Source organism: Paenibacillus sp. B46(2026), from assembly GCF_056786355.1.
The window spans coordinates 5,611,295-5,636,495 of record NZ_CM165907.1 but is presented as its reverse complement, the minus strand read 5'-3'; the positions used below and the strand labels follow the sequence as shown (position 1 = coordinate 5,636,495).

The 25,201-nt window shown below is 44.1% G+C and carries 20 protein-coding genes; all 20 read left to right on the top strand.

Annotated features, from left to right (window positions below):
* The first annotated feature begins 417 nt into the window (after positions 1-417).
* On the top strand, positions 418-1,482 hold the full coding sequence (locus tag AC1S8V_RS24965; protein ID WP_482071196.1) for a nucleotidyl cyclase domain-containing protein: 1,065 nt from the start codon (positions 418-420) through the stop codon (positions 1,480-1,482).
* A 14-nt stretch (positions 1,483-1,496) separates the two neighbouring features.
* Positions 1,497-2,756: a hypothetical protein gene (locus tag AC1S8V_RS24960; RefSeq protein ID WP_482071195.1), complete on the top strand. Its 1,260-nt coding sequence runs from the start codon at positions 1,497-1,499 to the stop codon at positions 2,754-2,756.
* Positions 2,757-2,788: 32 nt separating this feature from the next.
* Positions 2,789-3,823, top strand: coding sequence for an SAF domain-containing protein (locus tag AC1S8V_RS24955; protein ID WP_482071194.1), 1,035 nt, complete (start codon positions 2,789-2,791; stop codon positions 3,821-3,823).
* Between the two features lie 14 nt (positions 3,824-3,837).
* The gene (locus AC1S8V_RS24950) at positions 3,838-4,521 is read left to right on the top strand and encodes a hypothetical protein (RefSeq protein WP_482071193.1); all 684 of its coding nucleotides are present in this window, start codon (positions 3,838-3,840) and stop codon (positions 4,519-4,521) included.
* A 1-nt stretch (position 4,522) separates the two neighbouring features.
* Positions 4,523-5,362, top strand: a complete 840-nt coding sequence (locus AC1S8V_RS24945; protein WP_482071192.1) for a hypothetical protein — start codon at positions 4,523-4,525, stop codon at positions 5,360-5,362.
* 1 nt (position 5,363) lies between these two features.
* Positions 5,364-7,271 carry a P-loop NTPase family protein gene (locus AC1S8V_RS24940; protein ID WP_482071191.1) on the top strand — a complete coding sequence of 636 codons (1,908 nt, stop codon included), beginning with the start codon at positions 5,364-5,366 and terminating at the stop codon, positions 7,269-7,271.
* Complete coding sequence (locus tag AC1S8V_RS24935) at positions 7,268-9,340, top strand: hypothetical protein (RefSeq protein ID WP_482071190.1); 2,073 nt, start codon at positions 7,268-7,270, stop codon at positions 9,338-9,340. Before AC1S8V_RS24940 ends, AC1S8V_RS24935 begins: the two co-directional genes overlap by 4 nt.
* Positions 9,341-9,357: 17 nt before the next feature.
* Positions 9,358-9,834, top strand: coding sequence for an ABC transporter permease (locus AC1S8V_RS24930; RefSeq protein WP_482071189.1), 477 nt, complete (start codon positions 9,358-9,360; stop codon positions 9,832-9,834).
* A gap of 37 nt (positions 9,835-9,871) precedes the next feature.
* Positions 9,872-10,252 (top strand): hypothetical protein, encoded by a 381-nt coding sequence (locus AC1S8V_RS24925; RefSeq protein ID WP_340912938.1) that lies wholly within the window; start codon positions 9,872-9,874, stop codon positions 10,250-10,252.
* Between the two features lie 13 nt (positions 10,253-10,265).
* Positions 10,266-10,814 (top strand): hypothetical protein, encoded by a 549-nt coding sequence (locus AC1S8V_RS24920; RefSeq protein WP_145153661.1) that lies wholly within the window; start codon positions 10,266-10,268, stop codon positions 10,812-10,814.
* Complete coding sequence (locus AC1S8V_RS24915; RefSeq protein ID WP_482071188.1) at positions 10,801-11,784, top strand: hypothetical protein; 984 nt, start codon at positions 10,801-10,803, stop codon at positions 11,782-11,784. Before AC1S8V_RS24920 ends, AC1S8V_RS24915 begins: the two co-directional genes overlap by 14 nt.
* Before the next feature lie 31 nt (positions 11,785-11,815).
* Entirely contained in the window at positions 11,816-15,820 is a 4,005-nt protein-coding gene (gene essC / locus AC1S8V_RS24910) for a type VII secretion protein EssC (RefSeq protein WP_482071187.1), read from the top strand.
* Between the two features lie 128 nt (positions 15,821-15,948).
* Positions 15,949-16,218 carry a WXG100 family type VII secretion target gene (locus AC1S8V_RS24905; RefSeq protein WP_186812447.1) on the top strand — a complete coding sequence of 90 codons (270 nt, stop codon included), beginning with the start codon at positions 15,949-15,951 and terminating at the stop codon, positions 16,216-16,218.
* 74 nt (positions 16,219-16,292) lie between these two features.
* Positions 16,293-17,042 (top strand): vWA domain-containing protein, encoded by a 750-nt coding sequence (locus tag AC1S8V_RS24900; protein ID WP_145153652.1) that lies wholly within the window; start codon positions 16,293-16,295, stop codon positions 17,040-17,042.
* An 18-nt stretch (positions 17,043-17,060) separates the two neighbouring features.
* On the top strand, positions 17,061-17,342 hold the full coding sequence (locus AC1S8V_RS24895; RefSeq protein WP_076210973.1) for an EsaB/YukD family protein: 282 nt from the start codon (positions 17,061-17,063) through the stop codon (positions 17,340-17,342).
* 39 nt (positions 17,343-17,381) lie between these two features.
* Positions 17,382-18,740 carry a hypothetical protein gene (locus AC1S8V_RS24890; RefSeq protein ID WP_482071186.1) on the top strand — a complete coding sequence of 453 codons (1,359 nt, stop codon included), beginning with the start codon at positions 17,382-17,384 and terminating at the stop codon, positions 18,738-18,740.
* A 21-nt stretch (positions 18,741-18,761) separates the two neighbouring features.
* Positions 18,762-19,571 carry a hypothetical protein gene (locus AC1S8V_RS24885; protein WP_482071185.1) on the top strand — a complete coding sequence of 270 codons (810 nt, stop codon included), beginning with the start codon at positions 18,762-18,764 and terminating at the stop codon, positions 19,569-19,571.
* Positions 19,572-19,847, top strand: a complete 276-nt coding sequence (locus tag AC1S8V_RS24880) for a WXG100 family type VII secretion target (protein WP_150364197.1) — start codon at positions 19,572-19,574, stop codon at positions 19,845-19,847. It begins immediately after the preceding gene.
* Positions 19,848-19,859: 12 nt separating this feature from the next.
* On the top strand, positions 19,860-20,219 hold the full coding sequence (locus tag AC1S8V_RS24875) for a WXG100 family type VII secretion target (protein ID WP_339298013.1): 360 nt from the start codon (positions 19,860-19,862) through the stop codon (positions 20,217-20,219).
* A 12-nt stretch (positions 20,220-20,231) separates the two neighbouring features.
* Positions 20,232-25,175: an RHS repeat-associated core domain-containing protein gene (locus AC1S8V_RS24870; RefSeq protein ID WP_482071184.1), complete on the top strand. Its 4,944-nt coding sequence runs from the start codon at positions 20,232-20,234 to the stop codon at positions 25,173-25,175.
* Positions 25,176-25,201: the final 26 nt, after the last annotated feature.

Here is a 25,201-nt window from a genome sequence, read left to right as displayed (position 1 = left end):
AAACTATAGAACAAGTGGATGATATATCCAAGAAAAGGCTGTTAGATCAATTGATCTGGCAGTTTTTTTGGTTGGATACATACTTGGAAATTTTCTTGTTTTTCAATACCTCTCAATTTAATTGGAAATGAAAAAGGAAATTTCGGATCTGAACTAAACAATGTCTAGGACTGTTGTGAAAATGAAGGACTATATTCTTAGGTACAATTGGTCATAAATAACAAAAATATGTTGTAAAATTGCTGAAATGGGTCTATTATTTAATCTACTGTTACTTATTTATCCAAATGCTAGGTACTAAGAACCAAATTAGATAAGAATTTGATTATATTTGAAATGGGAAAAATGAATGAAAAATTGGAATTGTAAAATTCATGAAATTACATAATTTTCAAGAAAGTAGGTTGAGAGAACTACATGGGGGATTTTGGGGAGTTAACAATCGGTTCTATGTTGTCTATTAATATTGTTTTATTTATCATTGGACTTTTAATGTATAGGAAATGGCGCAATTCAACATACCTGAAGTTTTTGGTGGCCTTTTCTTTAATGTTATTCGCAAATGTGGGCATGGCCCTCATGCCTCATAAGCTCATGTCTGTATATATGTTTTTCTTATCCCTTTATGCAGCTGGAGTGGTAATTGTTCAAATCGGGATATTTCGACTTTACTACAACAAACGGACAGACAAACTTTATGTACATTTAGGCGGAACTGCTGTCACTTTGATTACTGCCGCAATGTCTTTATTTTTACCCGTACAAATGAGTTCCTTTTTAGTGTTTCTCTCTGTAGTAGGTGTGACATTGTACACACTCGTCAAGATTTTTCCGGATGTCGGGCTAAATCCACAGTATTTTATGGTTACAATCCTTTTTGCAATGCAGCTATTGTTGCATCTATCGGGCGCATTTACAGGTTATGAACTATTGGCAGAACTTAGTTTGATTTTGAGTGTTTTTGCTAGTTTCATTGTATTCACGATGATATTTGAAAAGATTATTAGTGTTATGCAAGCCGCAACATACACATCAACACGGGATGAAGTAACAGGTTTGTTCACGCAAAAACATTTTATTCATCAAGCTAATCAAGCTTTATCCAAAAGGAAGACGGTAGGAATTTTATACATAGAAATTCAGAATCCAGCCCACATTTCTGAGGAAGAGTCCTTTAAAAGAGCGGGAAGAGCCGTAGGCAGGGCTTTGGAAGGTAGTGGATTTGCTGGACGTTACCAAAGTGATGTCATTGTAGCTCTTATAACAAGTTCTAATTTACCATTAGCAGAGCTGGCTAACTCCATAAGGATGAAAATTGATGGTGAAGCCTCAAGTACTGTACTGATTGGGTATATTGACACGAAGCCTGAATTTACACTGGATGATCATATCCGTGAGGCGAAAGAAGGCGCTGTTCGAACGAAGCAAAGTGGACTTAATAGAATCTTTGATCTAGACCAAAGTAAAATTTTAGCGGATTAATGGAGGCAACCATAGTGAATGCGGTTATCATTTCCAGTAAAGCTTCTACGCTAGTACATGAGGCCATAGGGAATACAGATGTTAGTTTTGAAAAAGTAGGTCGCTTTGAGAGTGGTCAATTTATCGAATTTTGCGAAGCTGTAGCTAGGATTAACATCAATGCGTTTATAACTGATCTAGACTGCACTGATTCACAGACTTTTCTACGTGGAATTAGTCAATATCGAACTGTGCGTTCGAATACTCGAATTATTGTCATTGCTCTTGATCGTTATGAGGATGACGGAGTCGTTCATGAATTGGCAGACATGGGGATCAATGTTGTTACAACTTCGCCAGGAACGAAGCCGAAGTCCATTATTCCAGCACTGCGCAATTTATTGCCAAATCAAGGCGAGGTAACTGGGAATGGACAAGAAGATTGGGAATCGACAGATTCTGATCTTGAGAAGATAAAGGATCGTATTTATCGCTATACAGCGAAATTAACCTCTGCAGGTAGTTTTGACTCCTCAGATGTCATGGATTTGGAACTTCCAGATGTGCCGATTCAAGAAAGAATCATTCTCAAAGATCGGATTATCGGAACGATTTTAGTTGCAGTTATGGGCGTTGAATCTAAAGTCGGTTCAACTCATCAGAGTATATTAATTGCAAACTATTTAAAACGTAAAGGCTACTCAGTAGGTTTAGTAGAGGCAAATAGTTCAAGTGACTTTACAAGTATTGAGAATGCATATGAAGGAACACAGGATTTCAAAAGCAATAACATTCACTTCTCTATAGAGGGCGTGGAGTATTACAAGAATAATAACAAACTGGATATTAACCATCTGATTACAGCAGGACATGACTACTTAATTTTGGATATCGGTAGCTTTGAAGAGAGTGACTGGAGTAAAGAGTTCTACAGAGCCAGTGTAAACATTGTGCTGGGTGCGGGTAGCGAGTGGCGACAAGGAAAGATTAGAAGATTCAGAGATTTGCATAAAAAAATGGATCAGTCTAATTGGGTTTATTGTGTACCATTTGTTGAAAATCTCAGTATCCAAGATATTCGAAAAGATCTCCCAGGGAATCTCGTATATCGAATTCCACCACATGCTGATCCCTATAAGTACCAGGGAGATACAGATTCAGTATTAAACAAATTGATGAAGAGCTACATGGGGGACTCTAAGAAGATATCTTCAAAAGCATTATTGTATGGCGTCCTCGGATTGTGCATCGTTATTATTATTGTTTTGATTATATTATTGGTCGTGAATAATTAAGTTTAATCATGTTGGATTGAGAGGAGTTCGTTATGTCTAAGATTCGTTTTAGGCAGAAGCAGTTGCTTCTGTCCGCTTCCATTGGAGGAGCAATTATTTTATTTGTTTGTGTTATCGCTGGATATTTTATTATTGACTATATTCAAGGAAGATATGTTGAGCGAACACTTCAGATTGAGCAACAACTTCAAGATGCACAGAAGAAGTTGAATGAAGATAAGATGAAAGTGATCGTACTGAATGATGATCATAAGGCCGGAGATTTAATTACAGAAGATGACGTGAGTTCTCTTGTTGTTCCGGTGAGTACGGTACCTCAGAATACAGTAGAGCAAGCAGATGTTGTGGGCAAGAGAATTAAGATTGACCTTCAGAAAAACTCTATCATTACCACACCAATGTTGTTCGAAGATGGAATAACACCGAAAGACCTTAGAAACCAAGAGTTTAGTCTCGTACAGCTTCCTCTAAAGTTGAGAAAAGATGAATTTGTAGATGTTCGGATTCGATTCGCAACAGGTCAGGATTACATAGTACTTTCTAAGAAAAAAGTGGAGGATTTAAACAATGGAACAGTATGGTATGAGATGAATGAAAAAGAGATTTTGACGATGTCAAGTGCTATTGTGGATGCTTACATCAATGATGCCTCTATCTATGCATTAAGTTATGTCGATCCTTACATGCAAGATGGTGCAATCATCAACTATCCATCTAATCCTAAAGTATTGGATCTTATTGAATCCAATCCTAATATTGTAGGGGTGGCAACCACGGCTCTCGAACGACAAGTAAGAGCAAAATTAGAGCAAGATCTTCAGTCCATGAGCGATGAAGACAGACAAAAGTACATCAGTGGACGAAATACGACGGAGATGAACTCAAGGGAGTATATTACTGAGACAGAAGGACAAGGGAACACACCAACATCCCAGCAAGATAACTCTCTAATGAATGAAAATTCAACAGATATGAATCAGCAAAGTAATACTGGGAATGCACCAAATGCAACTTCAGACTCAGGTGGTATTTTCAAAGATAGCAATACACGTGAACCTGCACAGTAAATAAGGAGACCGAGATGAAACAAATACTTGTTATGGGCCACTATGATAAAACGGATTTTATGATGTACCTTGGTAAATTGTTGTCAATGGATCATCGGGTTCTGCTTGTAGATGCAACCCAAAATAAGGATTACGAGTTCGTATTCCCTAAAATTGATCAATCTCTCACGATGAACACACATGATCAATTTGATGTTATGGAAGATGTTCACTCGTATGAGGACCTGATGCATAATCTGGAAGAACAGAAATATGATTTTGTACTCATAGATTGTAATGACGAGGCTTCGTTGGTTGATTGGCCAGAAGTGGATTTTGTGTATGTTGTGACTTCCTATGAGAATCCTGTTATTCAGAAAAACGTTAACCTTATTCGCGCGTACTTCCAGGGAGAAAAGTTATCCTCTGTTAACCTTCCAGTAACGAAGGTTATTTATGAGGTCAGTAATCATTTGGACGAAAAATATATGGATAGTCTGCTGGATGAACTACCTTTATCGTGGAAAGAGAGTCTTGTTTATTATCCTGATGAACGTGATCAGACACTGAAGATCATTAATCAATATAAAAATACAGTCATGGTTAAACGAATGTCCAGTCCATACAAGCTGGTCATTAAACAGGCGATAGAGTTCATCCTTGGATTGGAAACGTCAAAAGTTAACGCATTATGGAAGCGGGCCGAAAGGAGTAATTAACATGGGGAAAATTGCATTATGGGGTATGCAGCATGGATTAGGCGTAACCAGTGCAACCGCTGCTTTGGCTGCATTTATTGGGTTGGAGTATGATGTGAGAACTTTAGTATCTCAGCCGCAGCGGACGGACGGTGATATGGAGCGTTTTTTCAATAAAACAATTAATCAATATAATCGGCAATTTTTTGCCATCGGTGGATTGGGACTGGAATCATTAGAACGTGTTGCGAAGAGCAGTAAGCTTGAACGCAATAGTGTTAAAAATTATACGCTAATGGTAGAGCGGAATCGTTTGGACCTTCTTTGGGGAAGTGAACGTCTTAACCGACCACAACAAGGTTCGATCGAAGCTGTGAATATGGTATTTCGTATGGCGGCAGAATACTATGGCATTTCACTTTTGGATGCTAGAAGTGGGCAGGATAACGAGGTCTCGAATAGCCTGATTAGCGATGCAGATTTGGTAGTTATCTGTGTGAATCAAAATGTAAGTGTACTTGAAAAATATTTTGACGGTCAAAAGAATCACTGGCCAGAGGTACTTGAAGAAAAGCCACATCTGCTTCTTATGACGCAGTATGATCCTATGTCAAAATATAAGATTAAAAATATAGCCAACAAGTACAAGCTCAAAGCTCCTATATTGACAATTCCCTATAATACAAGCTTCAAAGATCATTTAAATGATGGTGACATTAAAGGTTTCTTTGCTAGAAATCGATTTGTTGGCAGTAGTCATGAAAATCATTACTTCATACAGGAAGTTGGCCGTGCTGCAAAAACAATACTGCATGAGATTGGTATTAACACCAAACTGAAGCGAATTGAAAGAGGGAATTAAGATGGGACTGAATTTCACCATTAATTTCCTCGCAATTGTTTTGATCGTAGCCGTTTTAATTGCGTATTTATTCTTGAAGCTGAACAGAAAGCCTGGTCAGGTTGGAACACGTCAGAAAAATGAGAATGAAGAACGATTCCAATTCGATTATCTTCTTGAATACGTTAAAACCATGATCAATGAGTACGTAAACAGTAACTTGTTGGATATGGGAATGACAAGTGAGGAATACAATCGTCGTCTGGGAGTTGTAGCTGAGCTAAGAAGTGCCATGAAAAATGCGACTTCAGGTGATATACAGGAGAAGATTTATCTTAAGCAATTTATATCTGATCTTTTGGAACGTAATTATGGATTTAACGATGATAATATCGATAGAATCATTCCTTTTGAGGATGAAGATCAATTAACACAACAAGATAAATTTGATATTTTGCTTCATTTGTATAAAAAAAAGCACGGATTTCAAGGTCTATCCAAGTTAATCGATAAGTATCAATTGGATCAACCGAAAAAAGTTATTGAAGATGGAACGGTAGATTCATACGTAATTACAGGTGAAGAGATTGACTCCATTTTTGTCAAAGAAGCACGTGGTGGTTTGGAGTTTGATGATAAGTTAGCTATCGTTGTGCAGCGTGTATACCAGCATTATAAAGGGTTCGGTGTTATTGACGAAATTCGTGATATGTCCATTGATGGCGTATCTGGTGGGGTATCTGGTGTTCCTACCAATATGCAGATTGTGGAAGATGAGATTTCATTACTGCAAGGAATGAAGCAATACAAGCATCCGGGGTACCAGAGCGTATGGATTTTCTTTCGAGGTAAATCTATACATTTATCGTTTTTAAGTTTTGAAACTGACCTAGAATTGAAAAGGGTATGTCAGAACATCTATAAGTATGACAATCCAGGTCAACTAACGGAGACGAACGGTTTTAAAGTCAATGAAATGAAAGATGGATCCAGGGTCGTGGTTGTTCGACCGCCGTTTGCAGAGAGTTGGGCATTTTTTGTTAGGAAGTTTGATCTACCTAATATGAAATTGGATCATCTGATCTCATCCAAAGATGCGGTAAATGCTGAATTAGCTAGAGATATGATTAAGTACCTGATGAAAGGTGCGCAGGTTACTGCATTTACTGGACCTCAGGGTTCAGGAAAGACATCTTTGGTCATGGCCTCAGTTAAATACATATACGCTACGTTAACTTTGAGGATTCAAGAGATGACATTTGAGCTGCATTTAAGAAGGCTATATCCACAACGTAACTCACTGGCATTACGAGAAACCGAGAATATTGCTGGACAAGCTGGACTAGACCTTCAGAAGAAAACGGACGGTTCCGTAAACATTCTGGGGGAGGTCGCTACGGACCCCGTGGCAGCATGGATGATTCAGATGTCGCAGGTAGCAAGTCTGTTTACGATCTTTACACATCATGCGACCTCTGCACGTGAATTGGTATGGTCTTTGCGGAACTCATTGCTCAAAACCGGTGTGTTTCAAAATGAACGCATTGCAGAAGAACAGGTGGCAAATGCGGTGCAATGGGACGTTCACATGCGTAAGGAAATGAACGGTAAACGTTACATTGAGCGAATCACAGAGATCACACCTGTTCGATTTGAATCGGATACGTTGGAGCATGAAGAAGTGTTATCTAAAGATGATTCTATTGAGAGCAAGTTGGACGCTTTGGTCAATCTTCAAAGAGAAGTGTACAGAAGAAATAGCGGAAGAGTATGGAATGCACGAAATATTATTGAATACCGTAATGGTGAATACGTTGCTGTGTCTCCAATTTCTCCTGAAAAAATCGAAAAAATGTTGTTTAACATGAATGAGGAAGATCGTGAGAACTTCGGGCAGTTTCTGAATGCACACTGGGGGCAGGCTCAATGAATAAGTGGATATGGATTTTTGCCATTTCGGGCGGTGCCCTGCTTATTTCGGGCGGAATACTTCTTTATCTTATTCTCAAAGATCGCAAGCGGAAGAAGAATCGTGAGAATGTATGGCCTTCTTCTAAAAATGTAACAGGAAAAACACCACGACAATTGTTGGTATTTTACCAGAAATCATATCATCAACTGATCAAGGTTCCGATCGTCAAGTCACAGATTCTGAAGATTCGTAAACGTCTGACTGCGATCAACACCTACGATGAGTATTCATTGCGTAAAGAAACGATGCGAATTACCTATTTGACGCTAGGATCTATCATTATTGGTCTTATCGTACTGGCAATAATCAGCAAAAGTTGGATGGCATTATTCTTTGGAGCGTTAGTAGCTATCGTTATAAACGAATTGTGTATCGATATTTTTGTGAACCGGGTTGAAGATCGTCTGTTAAAACAGTTCTCGAATGTTCTGGAGGATGATCGTCATCATTATCAGGAAGTACGGATGGTTGATGAGGCCTTGTACCAGGCTGCACAATCGTCACCGCATGACATCAAGCTCCAGACGGAGAGGATTCACGAAGTAATAACATCCAAGGATCCTGCTCGAGAGCTGGAAAAATACTATGCGGTTGCGCCTAACCGTTATTTGAAAGTTTTTTCCGGAGTGTCTCATTTGATTATGGAGTATGGTGATCGCAACGTTCAAAAGGGCTCCATGTATCTGAATGCCATTAATAAATTTGTGCAAGAGATCAGATATGACCTGATGAGAAGGCAAAAATTACGTTACAAATTAGGCGGATTGACCTTACTTGCACTTATTCCAATCCTGCTGTCGTTTCCGTTGCAGCGTTGGGCGGAAAACTATTTTCCAATTACGACAGAGTTCTATGACAGCAGAATTGGTTTTTTAGTTCGAATGTTCATATACGCTTCAGCTGTAATCTGTTACTTGCTAATTCGTAAATTATCGGAGAATGATGAAGCCAAATATGTAGCTAAAGGTCCGCGAAAAGAGTGGGAAAAGAAAGCATATTCTTGGTCTTGGGTCAAGTGGATCGTGGATCGATTGGTCCCGTCACCAAATACGAGGAAGCATCATCGAACCAACATGCTACTCAAGGAGGCAAACTCTCATCTAACATTGGAATGGTTGTATATCCACCGAATCGTTATCTCTGTCTCCGCGTTTATTGGTGTACTTGTGTTCTCTGTGTTTTTACATTACAACAGCGTACATCATATATTCAGCAAACCGACGTCAGAAGCAACGAACATTCTTGGGTACATGAATGCAGATGAATTGGAGCGTGCTAATCAGGTAACGACAATGGACAACCAAATTATCGAAGATCTTCGGACAAATAAAGATTTGACGCGAGAACAGGTTGTTCAGTCCATAGAAACTCATTCAAATGAGCCATTAACAGATGTGGCTATGAATAATACTGTCAATCGGATTATCGGTAAAGTAACTGTTGTGAACAACGAGTATCTGAAATGGTGGGAACTCCTTATCGCTATAGGCTTTGGAGTTACAGGGTATTACATCACCATATGGATTTTACAATTTCAGCGTCGGTTACGCGCATTGGAAATGCAAAATGAAGTGGACCAGTTCCATGTACTTATCTCGATTCTGTGTGAATTTGAACGGATATCTGTGGAGACCGTACTTGAGTGGATGGAACGATACAGTATCATTTTCAGACCAGCGCTGCAAAAATGTCTGCTCAATTATGATAGTGGTGCAGAGGAAGCATTGAAAATGCTGAAATCGGATGCGCCGTTTGATTCATTTGGTAGAATCGTGAAGCGCCTAATGCAAGCGGTAGATAAGCTTTCGTTACGTGAAGCGTTTGACGATCTGGAGATGGAACAAGAGTACTATGCTGAGCAGAAGAAGGAACGCCTTGAGCGTTTGATTCGAAAGAAAACATCGTATGGCAAGTTATTTGGCTGGACACCAGGTGCACTGCTGATTGCACTATATCTGGTCTTCCCATTCCTGTACATGTCATTCAAACAACTAAGTGATATATCAACACAATTACAAACCATTTAAGAGGGGATTGATTTTTCATGGAAGAAAATACAGGCGTCGGGATACGGGTCGCAGCGGGGATATTCCTCACCATCATGTTGATTACGATTGTAGTTATTATTACGATCTCGTCGCAGGATGCGGCAAAACAGGGACAAACGAAGATGGCATCAATTACAACACAGCTGTCGGATACTGAGTACCAGACTTACAGCAATACTACATTGTCAGGAAGTCAAGTGCTGAATGCTGTGCGGCAGTATATGAATCAGGAGCAGTTTGGCATACAAGTTGTTACGGGGAAACAAAAGGGTACTGAGGGTACATTCTATGGTAACAAGTTTACTATAGACGGATCTTTGGTTACGGAAGTGATTGGCGGTAAAAACACTTACTTAAACTATGCTGAGGATCAATCAAGTGCTTTGTATATTAATCCGAGTGGGAAATTTCAATCTTCTATAGTTAGAGACGCAAATAATATGATTAGAGGTATCATTTTTAAGCAACAATAGTTAATTGCTTCAATTTAGTTAAGAAGGAGGTTCTCCAATGAGCGAAACGATGGAAAAGTTCATACTGGTCGCGGCTGAAATCAGCATTCTAATCGTGGCTTGCATGTTCGCTCTTGGAGGCATTCAGTCTCAGGATGCAGCAGTTAACGTTACGCATAAATCCGCAGTAAATGAAGAGCGAAGATTGTTCACAAGTCTTGAAATTACGGAGCAAGTTACCTACACGGGTGCAGAGGTTCTTCAAAGCATAAGACAAATGAAAACCTTGGACGCCAATATTCGTGTAGTTAATAAATACTTCTATAGTTCAGATGATATTGAAAGTATTGATGTATCAGGAGTCGATCTCAATCGAACCTATGTTGTTTCATATATTCGAGACAGTCAAGGCAAAGTACAAACCATTGTTTTTACATAAAGGGTGAGCTAGTGTGGAAAACTCTTTCTCCAAAATATTAGGCATTTTCATTGCCATCGTGTTGTTATTCTTGTATCCGTTGTTCCAACAGGCTCAAAGACAGGACGACCTCTCTCAGATTGTTATCCACTCAGCTGTGACTACATTCGTGGATTCCGCTAGAACCAAGGGGTATATCACTCCTGAGATGTATCTAGAGTTTAACCAAAAGCTCGGAGCTACGGGTAATCAGTATGACATCCAGATGGAACATTTACACAAGAAATATAATCCGGAATATACCGATCCGGCTAATCCGGCTACATTCCGTGATAGTTTCACGACCTACTTCGATGGTCATTATAATCAGGAAATTATGCAGAGGTTGTTTCCCAATAGCCCAGCATCTGATCTGAATCGTAGATATGTCATGGCGGTAGGGGACTTCTTCACCGTGAAAGTGAAAAATGTTAATCGTACTATGGCAACAATTCTTAGTGATGTTTTTACTGGAGGCATCACGGACGGTAACGTTAAGGTCTATGTTCCTTACGGGGGAATGGTAATCAATGAAGATTACTAATTGGGCGATTTTCTTTATCTGTATCTTCGTCCCTTTCTATCTGGTTATGGACTTCCGAACAGGAGACCAAAAAACGGCTCAGGCCTTATCTGATCAATATTCAGCTTCACTGCATACTGCAGTCCAGGATGCTTCTCAGATGTTAAATATGAATGTACTCCAAGAATATGAGGCGGGTTATCAGTCGAGAAAATTCTTCTTTGCGAATAAAGAGAGAGCGCTGGACACTTTCTTTCGCACACTCTATTTGAATTTTGATGTTGTCAATGACCCTGTTAGACAGGGGGCTCTTGCCGGATATATTCCAGCAGTTGCCGTCATCGATTACGATGGCTATGACTTGTACGCAGTGGATGAGTACAGGGATGCCAATAGCGATAGGGTATTCAAGCATATGTGGAGACCGAAGAAACCATATTCGTACTCGGACGACAGAGGAAACAGTATTAATTTCACGTTGGACAGTTATGTATATGCGTATGATTCTTACGCAAAGGCTTGGGTTGAAGGGTTCCGTGAAGATTTGGAGGGCACAACCAACATTCCTTTATTAGACAATTCAGCCAATTTTGAAGCGATGCGAAAGAGTGTCATCGTGAAGAGCATTCAACAGGATCTGGCTTATTATATAAACAAACATAATGAGTACGCGACTCGGTACGGAGTCCATTATACCTTTAGCCTTCCACAGATTTCACAGGAAGAGTGGATCAACTCCATCGATGATATTGGAATTATGGCATTTATCCAAGGAATTCCGATAGGGGACCAATTCTATAACAACTATGCTCTTGGTGGAGGCCGACTGGTCAAGAAAACAGAGATTAAAGGCGCTGTCGATCTGACAACCGGTATTAAATATTATTACCCTAGTACATGTTCTTATGGTTATCGGGAAGATGAGACCTTCTCAAGTGAAAGAGATGCAGCAGCAGCGGGTTATTATCCGAAGGGCTGCATGAATCGCTAAAAAAATACGTTGTAGAGGAGGCAGACTGAGCATGTCCCATTTTTTTTATAAGAGATCGCCTAGGATTATTAAGGAAACCTCGGGAGAGGAAGTGGAAATTTTCTCCCCGCCCTCACTTCCTCAACCACCACAACTGAACATTATCTCGATTATGGTTCCCATCATGGTTACAGTTGCAGGTGGGGCGGCAATGATGACTTTTTACCAAAGTCGGGGGAATGGGCAATTTGTAACCGTACAGATGATTTCCCTCTGTATGATGGTCGTTTCATATTTTGTACCTGTACTCGTTCATTTTCAGAGTAAAGCGAAGCATCGCAAGAAAATTAAAGATCGTGAACGTTTATACGACAATCACATTAATGAGAACAGAGAAACGCTGCAGAACTGGAAAAACGAATTGATTTTGAACTGGCACCAAACCCATTTGGATCCACAATTTTGTATCAATATGGTCAAGGAGCGAAGTTCTTCGGTATGGGAGCGGATTCCACAGGATTTTGACTTCTTGAAAGTCCGTGTCGGCATTGGAACTGTGCCAAGTAACTTCGACATTAAAGTGCCTAAGCAAAATGGAGTCGAGAAGGACCCAATGCTTGAAAAAGCGAGGGAAATGACGGAGAAATTCACTACAATTACGAATGCTCCCGCCCTGCTGGACTTGAGTAAATATCGCATTATCGGACTTGTTGGTGATGAAGAAGAGCTGAATATGTTCTGTCGTACCATTGTGACACAACTTGCGGCACATCATGCACCTGACGAGCTGAAGATGGCCGTATTTATGAATAAGATACAACGAGAAAATTGGGACTGGATGAGGTGGATTCCGCATGTGTGGAACGACACCCGTTCGGGCAGATATCTGTTCGAAGAACGTGGATATCAACCTCAATTGATGGAGCAATTATTTACGATGCTACAGCGTCGCCAATGGTTGAACAAGGGGGAGAAAGCACTCCCGTTTTACGTGTGTTTCCTGCCGTTCATTGAGATGCTGGAGCATGAACCTATTCTTCCTTTGATGATGAAGAGCTCAGAGGTCATTGGCGTCTGCAGCATCGTCCTTGCACCGAGCAAGGACGTTCTTCCGAAGGAATGTGAACTTGTTATTGATTTGCATTCGGCTGAAGGGGTCATGCGTTCAACGAATGTAACGGGTGGTTCCGCTGGCGATGCTACCTATGCCAAGCCTAAGGATGAGATTCCATTTGTGCAACCCTTCAAATCAGATCAGATGACACTGGAACAAGCAGATCAATTTGCGCGTCAGATCGCTCCTTATCGGATCAAGCGAAATTCTGCGGATGAGATTGTAAATGTATTGACGTTGTTTGAACTATTTGGAATACAAAATATAGAACAGTTTCATGTGGAAAACAATTGGCAGAAGTCACGATATCCTAATACCCTGCCTTTCCCTGTGGGTGTTAGAGGGGGGAAAAAGCCGGTTCTGCTGAACCTTCATGACAAGATCGAGCGTAAAGGACATGGTCCTCATGGACTTATGGCAGGAACAACCGGTTCAGGTAAAAGTGAAGTTATTCAATCTATTATTGCATCACTTGCGGTTGAATATCATCCCCATGATATGGCGTTTATGCTGATTGACTATAAAGGTGGGGGCATGTCCAACACGTTTCAGGAATTGCCTCATGTTATTGCCACAGTAACTAATCTGGAAGAAGAAGGGTTAATCGAACGTTCTAAGGTTTCTCTTAAAGCCGAGCTTAAACGAAGACAGCGGTTATTCATTGCTGCTGGTAATGTTCAGCATATTGACGAATATTACCTTACAGAGTGGAAAGATCGGGATCCTCTCCCGCATCTATTCATTGTCATCGATGAGTTTGCACAACTGAAAAAAGACCAACCGGAGTTCATGAGTGAACTGGTTTCCATTGCGGCTATTGGTCGGACATTGGGTGTGCATCTGCTCTTGGCAACTCAGAAACCAGGCGGCGTTGTAGATGATAAAATCTGGAGTAACTCCCGTTATAAAGTCTGTCTTCGAGTTCAGGACGAAAGTGATAGTCGTGAGATGATCCGAATTCCGGATGCTGCTCATATTACAAACCCGGGTCGTGGTTTTCTACAGGTCGGCAGTAATGAAGTATTTGAATCCGTTCAATTCGCATGGAGCGGTGCTCCGTATCGACCAGATCAGAGTATTACGCAATCTGACCGCAATATGTACGCTTATGAATTGGATGGACGCAAGACCAAGTTAAGAGACCAGCTCGAGTTGATTCAGGAAACAAAACCTTCTGAAGAAAAGACGCTCAGTAAAAAACAATTAAACGTTCTTATTGAGCATATCGCGATGAAAGCAGAACGCGAAGGTATTCAGCGTCTACCAGGTCCTTGGCTGGAGCCGCTGCCTAATCATTTGACCTTGGAAGATCTGGCTGTTAGTCCAAGTGAACCAGGTAAAATTTTGAATCCGCAGGTTGGACTTATTGATGATGTAGTGAACCAAAGACAATTTCCACTTCGGATTGATCTGGAATCAGGACATTGGCTAATATATGGTATGCCAGGTACGGGGAAAACAACATTTATCCAGACCTTGCTCTATTCACTGGCAATGGAAACAACACCTGATGATGTGAATATCTATGCGCTCGATTTCGGAAGAATGCTGAAGGATTATACACTGTTACCTCATGTAGCGGATGTCATTCAGGATGATCAGGAAGAGAAGATGAACCGATTGTTCAATTATCTGGAAGAGACCATTAGTAAACGTAAAACACTGTTTGCTGAAACGGGAGTGAAATCCAGATTGTCTTACTGCGCCGAAACCGGAAATACGCTGCCGGCCATACTTGTTATTATCGATAGCTATGTTAGTTTCCGAGGGCAGTTCGAGAAGCTTCATGAGAAGCTGGACCCCCTTCTTCGTGAAGGACCGGGATTAGGGATATACTTTGTCGCAACCATTAACCGGATTTCGGACATGCTAGAACGAATCCGCAGTAACTTCCCAAATGCTGTCTCATATATGCTTGCAGATGCAGGGGACTATAACTATGCCGTAGGAAGGCTGAACAAAGCACCAACACAGATGCCGGAAGGAAGGGCCTTTGTGAAGGGAACAATCCCTCCATATGAGTTCCAAACGGCATTATCCATTAATGCGGTGAATGAGTCTTCCCGTGCCAAGTTATTGCGCGAACAGTTTGCAGAACTTGATGCTGCTTGTACGACTGCTAAACCAGAGTCCATTCGAGTATTACCTGAGGTCATTGCTATTCCAGAAGTGTTGAAAGATATTAATATTGTGTCTGATCCTACGCTACCCGTTCATATGAACATTGATAGCTTGAGAATGTTGGGATGGGATATGGAAGCGGATGGTCCATATTTCATAGTTGCCGGAAGAATGGAATCTGGTAAAACGTCATTGCTCGTCACGATAGGATTGATATCAGCCATGAAGTATTCGCCGGATGAGCTTGAACTCTATTTATGCGACTTTAGACGCACGCCTCAAGGATTGGGAGCCCTGAAAGATCTACAGCATACGTTGGCATTCGCAACCAATGAAGCAACGATGGAAGAAATGATCGAAAATCTGCGTACCAAACTGGAAGAGAGAGTTGCTGATCCGGATGAATTTGCTCCGAAAATGGTTCTGATTATGGACGATGTTGATTTTCTGGCTAAGCGTATCTCCAGAACGATTACAGGTCATCTGGAATACATCACCCGTAATGGACGGGAGCACGGTGTCTATATTATCGTTTCTGGGCAAGCCAATGCCATTAACCGTAATTATGATGAGTGGATGAAAGAGATTAAATCCGGTCAGATCGGTTGGTTGTTGGGTACAGCTGAATCTACAGATACTGAGCTGTTCAATATTAAAGTTCCTTATGTCTCAGGCAGTCGAGTATTGCCGGATGGAGAAGGTTACTATATTAAGCGGAAATTCGTAAGTGTGAAAGCAGTACATGCATTTGCCAATGGGGTTGCTCAAGTAGAAGAACAAGTAGCAGAAATAAATAGAAACGCAGTTCTTGTCGTAAATTAAGACATTGAAGGAAAAAAGACTCATATATGAGTCTTTTTTCCCAAAAAATGTTTGGCAATTCACTAGTTCTTTGTATACAATAGTTAATGGGTAAAATTTATAAAAATGGTATAAAGGGGAAGATATGAATGGCAAAGATTTTAATTACACCCGAAGAAATTGATAACGCGGGATCGAAGTTTGACCAAGCAGCACAAGAAAGCGAGCAATTGGCTCAGCAATTGAATTCCTTGATGGAATCCATGCGCTCCCAATGGGAAGGTATGACTTCCCAAGGATTCTACGACAGATTTGAGTCTGACAAGAAGAACATGACAGTTTACGTAGAAATGCTTCGTGCAGTAGGCACAGAGTTGAAATCCATTGCAACTCGCTTCAGACAAGCAGACCAACAGTAGTCGTTACATAAGAAGCCAGGTAAACTTACCTGGCTTTTTCTATATCCAGAGTATGAAAATGTGAGGTTATTCCTATGAGTTATTCAGTACATGCGACGGGAAGCACCCCCGCTCTACTAATCTATTTAATTGATATTAGCGGTTCAATGACACTTGAGCTTGAAGGACAACGGAGGATGGATATTGTTAACGAGGGACTTCAGACGATTATTCGCCAGATCGTCTACCGATCAACGAAAGGATCAAAAGTGTCTCCTCGTTATCGAATCGCGATTCTTGCCTACAGTGATGAAGTATACGATCTACTAGATGGTGTTAAATCTATTGATCGTATCGCTAATCGTGGAAGTCTGCCACCACTATACCCGAAACGATTCACAGACACGGCGAAGGCATTCAAACAAGCGGAGAAGATTATTCAGTCTGAGCTTCGTAACATGGAGCACTGTCCTGCCCCTCTGATCTGTCATATGACTGATGGCATTTACACAGGGGAAGATCCTGAACCGATTGTTGAACGGATCAAAACCATGTCTGTCCCTGATGGACAAGTGCTGGTCGAAAATATTTTTATTACAGAGGATGCTTCCACTAGCCGGATTCGCGATACACGAGCTTGGAAAGGTATGATGCCGGATTCCTTCGTGGTGGACCCCTATTCGGAGAAATTAAAACGAATGTCTTCGGTTGTACCCGAAAGCTATCGCGAAATGATGATGGAATCCGGATATTCGATTCAGAAGGGTGCACTTATGATGCTGCCTGGTACAAGTAAAGACCTAATTTCACTAGGGCTGCAGATGTCTGCTTCTACCCCGATGTAACCGTAAGGAGGAGAACACATGGATCGAACATTATTGACCTTAATTATTGATGCAACTGGAAAAAAGACAGATATAGAGCTACCTAATACGATACCTCTGCATGAATTACTTGAACCCATGCTCAAAGGATTAAATGAAGGTATGGCCCTTACGTTTCAAGCATCCAACTATCGCTACTATCTTAGCAGTGATGGAAGCGAGTGGAATAGCATGGACCTTCAGCAGTCTCTGGAGGATGTAAAAGCAATGGATGGAAGCTATCTGCGCATTGAGCAGGTTAACTCCTTCTCAACAATATAATTTCGAATCATTTTTTTTGTGCAAAGGGGAGCAAGAATCGTGTTTCCACCTGATATAAATACAGAACTACGAATTAGAAACCAAGTTTACAGACTGGTCCAGCACCCTCAATTCGAAGGCATGCCTTATGGTCAGGAGGGCAGGGAAGGCACAGTATACAAGCTTATTAACAGCTCGGGAGAAAACAGTGCCTTGAAGGTGTTCCGCCCAGCCTTCCGACAGCCCTCTGTCATGAAGTTAACAGAGCTCATGGCAGACCTCACAGTCCACTCGGGACTGAGCGTATGGTCACGAACGATATTGAATCCGATAGAAGATATGGAGTTGCTCGGACATTATCCTGAATTACTTTACGGTGCACATATGCCATGGATTGATGGTGTGACATGGAGTGAATTAATGCTTGGCCGAGAAGCACTATCTCGGGAACAATCAATGAAATTGGCAATGGTTTTGGTATCTACCATGGCTGTATTGGAGCAAGCTGGCATAGCCCATGCCGACTTGTCAGCTTCTAATCTGCTGATCGTGGGCCCTAATCAAGAGGCGGAGGACATGTCTGTTGAATTAGTTGATGTGGAAGGAATGTACGCCAAGCAATTGGAGGAACCCGATAATCTGCCAGAGGGTGCAACGGGATATACCGCCACTTTCCTTAGAGAGTATGGGGACTGGAGTCCCCTTGCGGATCGATTTGCTGGTGGAATCCTGCTTGCCGAGATGCTGGCTTGGTCGAGTACAGACATATGTAAGCAAGCGTGGGGAGATAGTTATTTTGATCCACAAGAAATCCAGCAACAAAGTGAGCGCTATGTACTTCTTCAAGCGACGCTCGAGCAGCAGTATGGCCCTGAAGTAGCAGCATTGCTAGATCGGTTGTGGAATGCAGAGCAACTACAGCAATGCCCAACCTTTGGAGAGTGGCAGATTGCACTGGCTTCAGCGAAGCAATTCGTGGAGCAAGAGGCGATTTCAACATCTGAAATGGAAATAGAGTTGGAGCAACCAGCAGAGGAATCTATTCACTTGCCGAGTGAGTATGCTGTTAACGCTTTGAGTCACGCCCAAGAGAATCAATTGTCTCGAGCCCGTCAATTGGAACGTCAGGGGAATCTGACATCAGCCTTCTGGGAATATGGCAAGCTGATTGAGCAATTTAACGATCGTTCGCCATTTCATGTTGAAATCTCCATTGCCATGGAGCAGGTGCAAGAAGGCATAGATCAGACTGTCTTTAACCCTGAACCTAAGCAGACCCTCGTGAAAAAAGGCTGGTATCAACTGATCCAGCAGAATAAACAGTCCACCTATGACCGTATGTGGATCTATGTAATAGTTGCTTCAGTTGGTGCGCTGGTTTTTGCACTGATTATTTATGTTATTGGTCTATTTAAATAGTGATTGAAGGAGTGCTTTATCTTGGAAAATGAATTAACGGAAGAGTGGTCATTTCAACTCTCTCCTGAAGAATTTTTCTTCTTGACTCAGTTGGTAGGAGTCCGTCATATAGCTAACTTTGATGATCCTTATCGCGGGTATCTGGCTAAGGAATTGGAAGCGGAATATAAGGTAATCGAAAAGACATTTGTGGAGAAAGGGTATCTGGTTCCGAAGCAAGAGGGGACTGGCTATGATATGAATGAAATGCTCGCCTATTGCATTGCTGCTTGCGGCAGTGCCGATGTGATGCATGTGAGTAAGAAGATTGAGGGTACTGGGAAATACACAGGTCACTACTATTTCACTCCTCGAATCGTTGTTGAACAAACAGCAGATGAATTAGGAGGCATTGTCCTTGTTCCTGTGGCAGATGCCCAGTTAACGTTAGAAGCTATGAAAGGGTTCTTTCCACTGACACTTCAATATAAGAGTGCAGCCAAAAAGGCGGTCATCAAAGACTGCACGTGGGATCAATGGAATCAGCTTACCGAAGTAGACCAGCGTAATAGACTGGTTCAAGCAGGACATACGGAAGAACAGGCAGAGCTTGCGTTAGACATCTTCAGTAATGGGGAGCGCTCAGGCTCTATGATGTTTATGAAGAGGCATGGACTGATGTGGCATCAGGAGGATTACCACTATGCGCAATGGGGAGACAAGTTGTATTTGGCGGTTGAATTGACGGAGGGTACACTTCAATTCCAGCCATACAAGCCGGCCATATTGAAAAAAGCATTATTACGATTTGCGGATCAAATCGAAAAACTGGATGGGAAAGGGGTCAAATAAATGGCAGACCGTATCAAAATTGAACCTGAACGTATTAAGGAGATTGCTACCCGATTTCTGGCCAGCAGTCAGGAAAGTATTGCTTTGTCCAGAGAGCTGAAGTCATTGATCGATGGAATTACAGGGGAATGGGAGGGGAAATCTCAAGAGCGTTTCTATTCCTCTTACAAAGATGCCCATGTTCAGCTGGAAAGTGTATCAACTGTACTGAAGGATGTAGGGGACGAGCTTAAAGCCATTTCCGAGAGATTCAGTAAGGCAGATTCAATAAAGTAAGGAGATGTACATATGCCAATTCGGCCTGACGTCGGTAAACTGCGGAGCATTGCCTCCAAATTACGCAACAACAGCAACAAGCTGGAGAATGAACGCTCCAGTATTAATAGTAATGTACAGTCCATGATCTGGAAGGGTAGAGTGTATCAACACTTTATGGACGATTTCAGGGACACAACTCAACGGATGAGGCAGACAGCGGATGAAATGGAACAATTCGCACGACGACTGGAAGCGTTAGCCAATCAGTTCATGCAGGAAGATCTTGAAGAAGAGCGCAGAGAGAGAGAACGCCAGGAACGTGAGCGTCAGGAACGCGAAAGACAACGAGCGGCCGCAGCGGCAGCCGCAGCTGCTGCGAAGAAGAAATAAGGGGGAAGCAATGTGAAATTGGAAGTCAGCCTATCTGACCTGAAGCGGACCTCAAAAAGTCTGAACGGAGCCGCGGATGAGATGGGGGATCTACGTGCGGACCTGAATCGGTCCATGAACAGCCTAAGCTATAAAACCCTCAGCCAAGGTGGGGTACAAAGCACATTCACCCACCTGATGCGGGAACTGGACGGCTTGCAAAGCAAGCTGGAACTGTTGTCGGAGTTGACCCGTCGCAAACGAGAAGAATATGAACAAGCGGATCGGGAGGGCAAAAAATTCAACTGGGGGAAGCTGGCGAGCTTCCTCACCTTTGCATTGGGGACGGTGCTGGATTTCTTGCCTGTCGTCGGCAATGTGAAAGGGATCATCGAGGCCATCACGGGTCGGGATCTGCTGACCGGAGAGAAGCTCGCATGGTACGAACGAGGTCTCTCCGTGCTGGGGCCGTTGGGGAAAGGAGCCAATAAAGCGGCTTCCCTCTTTAAATATGCGGATGAAGCCATGGATCTGACCGGGAAAGCGGTGAAGCATGCGGACGACGCCGTAGATGCAGCAAAAACCGTCGGGCGTAACGCCGATGATGCAATCGATGCGATCCCGACCAGTCCGAACAAGGCGGGAGTACCCGGGAACTCGACCCGAGAAGCCGGGGAGGATATTGCCGGAGCGACGCCGAAGTCGACCAAGGCAGGCGAAGCCCCCGCAGGTTCCAAGGATACAGGCGACGCGCCAATGACCAGTAACAAACCAACGGGCAAAGCAGACGATGCGCCAAGCGATGCCGGGTCCACACGCCACGATACGGGACTCACCGATGGGGAGAAAGCAGGCATGGCTGGCGTTGCAAGTACAACGGGTGCAGCTGCAGCCAAGATATTGGACAAAAAACCGAATACTGGAGGCGCCAAAGGCGTAGAAACGACCACGACGCCCAAGTCGAAGGATATCGAAACTTCGTCGCAATCCCCCTCTACGGGTCGAAACACCGAAACGCAGAACCCTCAGAAATCACATGCAGAAAGTAAAGTGGAGGATCCGATTCACGCAGCGACTGGTCATCAGTTTATGAATCACCGTCTGCTGACGCTGCACGGAGCAGCCGACTGGCCCTTCACCCTAATCTACCATTCGGGACTGTTGCAGCGGGGAGAGCTAGGCCCAGCTTGGACACATCAATATGGTCTGCGGTTAGACATCACTCCGAAGGATTCTCAGAGCGAAGCCGAAGCTAGTAATGCATTCCAACCCATCGTGGATGTCTGCTGGACGCCGGGACGGAAAAACCGATTTACGCACCAAGGGGACGGCCGTTACCGCAGTGATGACCTGGATGTGAACCATGACGAGCTGATCTACACCGAGCAGGGTTGGCTCTATACAGCCCGTAGTCCGCGCGAAACGTACCAATTCGATCTCAATGGCGTACTACTTCGCCACATCAACAAGGACGGATTGTCACTCGATCTGGTCTATGATGAAGAAGGAAAACTCCAGCAGTTGCAGGACCGGGTCACGGGACGTGTGCTGACACTGGACTACACCGCGGAAGGAAACCTTGCCGCAGTCAGGGATGCCTTGCGTGAAGCGACATTTGGCTATGATAGCGCAGGATTCCTGGTGCGTCTAACCGAACCGGACGGTACGATCACGGAAATGACCCATGACGGCGAAGGGCGTCTGATGTCGCTGAGCGAAGCTGGCGTTGTTCAGTTTACCAATACCTATGACGAGAAGTACCGAATCATTGCGCAAACCGACCCATCCGGTGTAGCAGGGCAGATGGCGTATGATACCGAGAGTCATCCGGGTCAGACGTGGACTACCGTGACCAATCGGCTGGGTCAGGCGCGCATCCTCGTGCATGATGACGCCTTACAGCTTCTCGAAGTGCATGCCGAAGATGGCGGTATGACTCGTTATACCTACACGCCACGAGGACAGATGGCCAGTGCGACGAATCCGCTGGGCGAAACCACGACGTATGTCTATGATGAGGATGGGCATCTGATCCGCGAAATCGACCCACTGGGTCATGAAACGGAATATCACTATACTGCGCACCACCAAGTTGCGCGTGAAACGGATGCCGAAGGTGGCGTAACCCGCTACCAGTACGATGATCAACAACGTCTGGCCGAAGTGACCCGTCCAGATGGCAGTACAGGCAAGTGGACCTACACCGAAACAGGACAAACGGCCACGTACCAGGACTTCACGGGAGCCATCTGGACCTATGCCTATAGCGAGACAGGTGAGCTGCAGTATACGCTGGATCCCGAAGGTCGACGTGTGGAAGTCGGCTTGGATGAAGCAGGCCGACTCGTCGAACTGAAGGATGCCGCGGGAAGTGTGAGTCGCCGGAGCTACGATGGTGCAGATCGCCTGACATCCATCACCGACCCGCTGGGCCTCACGTGGCAGACCGTGTATGATGCCAGTGGGCAGCGCATTCGGGATACCCGTCCGTCTGGAGCCTCCATGCAGTATACGTATACGCCGAACGGTGAAGTCGCCACTATCACCGATGCGCTCGGTCACACTCGGCAATATACCTATGATGCCGAAAACCGCCTGATCGCCGAAACGAATGCGCTCGGTGAAGCCACGCAGTTATCCTATGACCCCGCAGGTCGATTGCGGACCGTGACCGATGCATTAGGACACATCACGAAGTATCACTATGATGGTGCAGGTCGTCTGGTCTCCGTCATCGATGGCGAAGGACGGACCGTCCAACAGTTGACCTATGATGCGGCTGGTCGTCCCGTGGCCTGGCAGGATGGACTCGGCCACATGACGCGGCTGCGGTTCAATGCCCTCCATCAACGCGTCGAAGATACCGATGCGGATGGGCATACCCGCCATTATCGCTACGATGCCGCGCACCGCCTGACCGAAGTCATTCAAGGCGAAGGCGCAGATGAAGTGGCCTATCGCCAGACATGGGATGGGGAAGATCGGAATACGAGCTACACTGATGCCAGTGGAAACGAGACCCGTCTAACGTATGACCGCAGTGGTCGCTTGCTGCAGGAAACAAATGCGGCAGGCGCACGGACGGCGTACACCTATGATGATCGCGGCTGGCTAAGTACCAAGCTGGATGCCAAGGGTCAGGAAACCCGGTACACGTATGATGCCGCGGGCCGCCTTATCCGGGCAAGTGATGAAGCAGGCGAAATCGTACTGACCTACACGCCCGATGGACAGGTGACCCGTGTGCTGGAAGCCGAGCAGCATGAGGAACGAACCTACGATGCGGCAGGACGATTGCTCACCCGAACCGATGGATTTGGGCATCTCCTGCAATATGCGTATGATGCGGCAGGCCGGATGACGGCACTGACCTATCCGGATGGCAAAGTGGTAGAGTATCGTTACCAAGCCACGGGTGAACTGGCTGAAGTGAAGGACTGGAACGGCCGCCTGACCCGGTACCGCTATGATGCAAGCGGGAAGCTCATCGAGACTCGGCGCCCGAACGGCAGCCAGGAGCAACGGGAGTATGATGCCGCGGGCCAACTGACTCGCCTGACAGATACGAGCGGACAGGGCATTCGTTTACAGCAATTCAAGTACGAATACAGCCCAAGCGGCTTGCTGCTGAAGGAAGAAAACAAACAGTACACGTACGATACCTTGAAACGCCTACGCAGTGGCGCCGAGCCAGGCCGTGTTGTACACTACACGTATGATCCATCGGGGAACCTGACAACCGAACAAGTAGGGATCTCTGAAACGGAATCCACGAGTGTTTCGCCCACGCAGCATCTGCACTACACCTGGGATAACCGGCTTCAGCGGATAGGGGACTATCCGGTGGAGATTGATGCCAACGGTAATCTGCTGTATGCAACGGATGGTAACACCGCTTCCGCTTACGAATACGATGCCCGAAACCGTCTGGTGAAGGCAGGCAAGCTGAAATATCGCTACAACCCGCAGGGAGACCGGATTGAACTCGCGCAGCGAGGGCAAGTGACCCGTTATGTCATTGACGATGCGCATGAACTGAGCCGAGTGCTGATGGAGATAGACGGGGGAGGGAATGTGAAATCCCGTTACATCTATGGTCTGGGTCTAATCGGACGCGAAGATGCCGACGGAACGTATCTGAGCTACCACTACGACCTGCGCGGCAGTACGACGTTGCTAACGGACGAGCAGAACCAGGTGACGGACCGCTATACGTATGGATTATATGGCGAACTGGAGCAACATGAAGGATTAACCCAGCAGCCGTTTGCGTATAATGGTCGAGATGGGGTCATGACGGATGCTAACGGACTGTATTACATGCGGGCGCGGTACTATGATCCGAAGCTGAAGCGGTTCTTGAATCGAGATGTGATTCGTGGAGAGATTCAGGACGGGCAGACGTTTAACCGATATGCGTATGTGAACGGGAACCCGGTGAGTTACATTGATCCGCTGGGATTGTATAAGAAGGAAACGAATTCTGAGAGTACAGGTAGTTCAGATGATATTGTGGTTAAAGAGTATGGAGAATGGAAGAACGATCGATCTGGAAGTCAGAAGCATCATCTAAACCAGGATGCAGCATACGGTTCATCAATTCCAACTGATAGAGGTGTGACTATTGAACTTGAGGGTAACATCATTAGTGGACCTATCGGTACTCCACACTACAAGGCTCACCAAGAAATGGAAAAATTCTGGGATCAATTTAGACCAGCTACCAAAAAATATTCCGCAGGTGCACGTGTTGGTGAAATCCCAACAAATTTAGAATATACTAGAGCATTAAAAAGATCCTTGGAGGCAGCTGGTCTATCCCCTAATCAGGTGAAGAAAACTTTGCAAGAAGCAATTCATCAAAGAGTAAAGTATGGTTTACTTGGTGGAATGGACGCTCCTTTAAAGATTGGAAAAGATGGATCACCTAAGATTCCGGGTAGAATTTATGGTGTTTATAGAGATTATAAACCATGAGTTTTAACAATATTATTGGAAAGTAG

Excerpts from the sequence above, each read along its gene's own strand:
- AC1S8V_RS24965 (WP_482071196.1), top strand. The coding sequence starts at position 418 with ATGGGGGATTTTGGGGAGTTAACAATCGGTTCTATGTTGTCTATTAAT.
- AC1S8V_RS24955 (WP_482071194.1), top strand. The coding sequence starts at position 2,789 with ATGTCTAAGATTCGTTTTAGGCAGAAGCAGTTGCTTCTGTCCGCTTCC.
- AC1S8V_RS24950 (WP_482071193.1), top strand. The coding sequence starts at position 3,838 with ATGAAACAAATACTTGTTATGGGCCACTATGATAAAACGGATTTTATG.
- AC1S8V_RS24945 (WP_482071192.1), top strand. The coding sequence starts at position 4,523 with ATGGGGAAAATTGCATTATGGGGTATGCAGCATGGATTAGGCGTAACC.
- AC1S8V_RS24940 (WP_482071191.1), top strand. The coding sequence starts at position 5,364 with ATGGGACTGAATTTCACCATTAATTTCCTCGCAATTGTTTTGATCGTA.
- AC1S8V_RS24935 (WP_482071190.1), top strand. The coding sequence starts at position 7,268 with ATGAATAAGTGGATATGGATTTTTGCCATTTCGGGCGGTGCCCTGCTT.
- AC1S8V_RS24930 (WP_482071189.1), top strand. The coding sequence starts at position 9,358 with ATGGAAGAAAATACAGGCGTCGGGATACGGGTCGCAGCGGGGATATTC.
- AC1S8V_RS24925 (WP_340912938.1), top strand. The coding sequence starts at position 9,872 with ATGAGCGAAACGATGGAAAAGTTCATACTGGTCGCGGCTGAAATCAGC.
- AC1S8V_RS24915 (WP_482071188.1), top strand. The coding sequence starts at position 10,801 with ATGAAGATTACTAATTGGGCGATTTTCTTTATCTGTATCTTCGTCCCT.
- essC (WP_482071187.1), top strand. The coding sequence starts at position 11,816 with ATGTCCCATTTTTTTTATAAGAGATCGCCTAGGATTATTAAGGAAACC.
- AC1S8V_RS24905 (WP_186812447.1), top strand. The coding sequence starts at position 15,949 with ATGGCAAAGATTTTAATTACACCCGAAGAAATTGATAACGCGGGATCG.
- AC1S8V_RS24900 (WP_145153652.1), top strand. The coding sequence starts at position 16,293 with ATGAGTTATTCAGTACATGCGACGGGAAGCACCCCCGCTCTACTAATC.
- AC1S8V_RS24895 (WP_076210973.1), top strand. The coding sequence starts at position 17,061 with ATGGATCGAACATTATTGACCTTAATTATTGATGCAACTGGAAAAAAG.
- AC1S8V_RS24880 (WP_150364197.1), top strand. The coding sequence starts at position 19,572 with ATGGCAGACCGTATCAAAATTGAACCTGAACGTATTAAGGAGATTGCT.
- AC1S8V_RS24875 (WP_339298013.1), top strand. The coding sequence starts at position 19,860 with ATGCCAATTCGGCCTGACGTCGGTAAACTGCGGAGCATTGCCTCCAAA.